Annotated in this window: 2 protein-coding genes and 1 pseudogene (1 of these 3 cut by a window edge); all 3 read right to left on the reverse strand. The window is 41.2% G+C overall.

What is annotated here, in order from left to right; genetic code table 11:
• Positions 1 to 19: 19 nt before the first annotated feature.
• A complete protein-coding gene (pal, locus tag L652_RS0114995; RefSeq protein WP_024597677.1) occupies positions 20 to 562 on the reverse strand; it encodes a peptidoglycan-associated lipoprotein Pal in 543 nt (180 codons plus the stop codon).
• 34 nt (positions 563 to 596) lie between these two features.
• Positions 597 to 1,955: a Tol-Pal system beta propeller repeat protein TolB gene (gene tolB, locus L652_RS0115000; RefSeq protein ID WP_024597678.1), complete on the reverse strand. Its 1,359-nt coding sequence runs from the start codon at positions 1,953 to 1,955 to the stop codon at positions 597 to 599.
• Between the two features lie 9 nt (positions 1,956 to 1,964).
• Positions 1,965 to 2,746 (reverse strand): annotated as a pseudogene (tolA, locus tag L652_RS01000000123885) (cell envelope integrity protein TolA); it runs 143 nt beyond the window's last position.

The raw sequence follows: 2,746 nt of genomic DNA on the forward strand, positions 1-2,746 counted from the left end.
CTTCATAATATCTCTTATCTTAGTAAACTAGTACCGCACGGCGGTTTTTAGCGAAAGCTGATTCAGTGCGAGACTTAACCATTGGCTTCTCTTCACCGTAGCTTACCACTGACATTTGGCTAGCTGAAACACCTAAGCTTAATAGGTATTTTTCAACTGCTTGGCCACGGTGCTCACCTAGTGCAATATTGTACTCTGGAGTACCGCGTTCATCTGCGTGGCCTTCAATTAGTACTTTAACTGATGAGTTTTGAACTAAAAACTCAGCATGTGCACGAAGTAAATCAGCGTATTTGCCTTCAACTGTCGCTTTATCAAAATCAAAGTAGATTACTTGCTCTTGGCGAAGTGCTTCGTACTTTTGACGAAGTTGCTCTTCTGCTTGTTGCTCAGGAGAGATTGTAGCTACTTCAACTGTATCAGTGTTAGTTGATTGCTCAACAACGCCTTGATTTGATTGGTTTGCAGCACCTTCATCAATATCTGAAGATGAGCTACAAGCTGCTAATGTCATTACTGGCACAGCAATTAGCAGGCCTTTAAGTATTTTGTTAAGTTGCATTGAGTAGATTCCTATTTTGAGTAAACCAGTAATATTACTGTAAGTATGGCGACCAAGCTGGTGCCTTTACTTGTCCGTCTAGCACAGGTAACCGTGCTTTAAAGCGGCCGTCCATCGATACTAGCGCAAGTACCTGTTTATTATTATGAAGCGTGCTATATATAATCATCGAACCGTTTGGCGCTATGCTCGGTGATTCATCTAGGCGTGTTCTCGTTAATACTTGGAACGCACCTGTAGCCAGCTCTTTCTTAGCAAGATGGTACTGCCCGTTGGTACGGTTAACCATCACTAATTCTTTTCCATCTGGTGTTATAGAACCAGCAAGATTCATATCACCATCAAAGGTGAGTCGTTGTGACCTACCTGTTTTTAAATTTAACTTATAAATCTGAGCATTACCACCCCTTTCAGATGTAAACACAATATCTCGACCATTAGGATGCCAAGATGGTTCAGTATCTATGCTACGGTGATTTGTTAAGCGCGTTTCTTTGCGTGTAGCCAGGTCAAGCAAGTAAACTTCTGTTGCACCCGTCTTGTCTTTAGAAAGTACTAATAATAGCTTTTTGCCATCTGGCGAAAACTGCGGTGCGCCATTAATACCACGGTAGCTTGCGATTATTTCGCGCTTACCCGTGTAAATATCTTGAATATAAATTTGGCTTTGGCGGTTTTCAAACGTTACATACGCTAGCTTAGTACCATCTGGTGACCACGCTGGCGACATTAATGGCTCTTTTGAGCGAAGCAATACTTGCTCATTAAATCCATCATAGTCTGCAACAACTAATTGGTAAGGCTTTTCATCATTATCGCGCACTATTACATAAGCAATTTTAGTCAAAAATGCGCCTTTCTCACCAGTAAGTTTTTCATATATAACGTCACTGATTCGATGAGAGTAACGGCGAAAACCGCTTTCACCAATAACACTTTCACGCGCTTCTAAAATATGATCTTGGCTTTTGATTAACTTACCATTACTCATCATTTGTGTGTTGCCACCAGTAATTTGGCCACGAATCACGTCAACTAACTCATAACGCACTAAGTAACGCCCATCAGTTTGCTGCTCAACTTCGCCCACTAATACAGCCTCCACACCTTTATTAACCCAAGATGCGTAATCAATTTCGCTATCTTTGGTCGGCTGTTGTGGCATTTGCGCTACATCTACAGGTTTAAACTTACCACTGCGCATTAAGTCGGCAGCAATAACACTGCTTAATTTTTCAGGGATTGGACCAACACCTTGGTATTTAAAAGGCACTATAGCAATAGGCCTTGCACCATCTACACCCTCAGTTATTACAATTTCAAGCGCTGCATTAGCAACACCCACAAACCCAAACAGTAAAACTAAACAGGCTATTTTTATTTTGTTGAACATATCATTCCTTTAAAACTCTGGCTTGATTGTTAAATTAATATTCTTAAGTTGTTCGAATACGTCTTTATCTTTAGATACCGGTAATGTGTCAGCCATGCGCACTGCTCTTAATGCAGCTTCACACACTAACTTATCGCCACCTAATGATTTAACTTGCGTTACTAAACCATTAAAGCCTAAACGAATATTGACTCGGCACTGTTGGTTTTTCATTTTTTCATCAATCAATAAGTTTTGTTGAATACGCGCCATAATTAATGCACGGTACTTATCAACTTCGCTCACCACTTGTTGCTGACGTATTTTACTACGGGCAGCCTGCTCTTTTGCAAGTTGCTCTTGTAGCATTTGCTCTTGCATCGCTTGCTGGCGTTTACGTTCTGCCTCGGCTGCACGCTCTTTTGCCTCGATTTCACGTTTTTTACGTTCAGCTTCTGCTTTTTTAAGTGCGTCTTCTTCGGTTTTACGTTTATCAGCAGCAGCTTTAGCTGCACTTTCAGCTTCTTGCTTTTGTTTTTCAGCTTGCTTAGCTTTAGCGCGCTCTTTTTGCTCAATAGCACGTGCTTTTTTAGCTTGTGCTTGCGCCTCGGCTGTTTCTTTTTCTTTAGCTTTGCGTTCTTGCTCTAGCTTTTTAATATGCCTAGATTCAGATTCGCGTTGCTCACGTGCATTTGCCGCCCTGCGTTCTAAATCGCGAATACGTTTGTCTTCAGCACTTTTTTTATCTTTTTCTCTCTTTTGAAGCTCAGCAATTTTTTGCTCAACTTGCTTTTGATCAACTGTAACAGCCG

The organism is Pseudoalteromonas sp. TB25 (genome assembly GCF_000497995.1).
Classification (GTDB): domain Bacteria; phylum Pseudomonadota; class Gammaproteobacteria; order Enterobacterales; family Alteromonadaceae; genus Pseudoalteromonas; species Pseudoalteromonas distincta.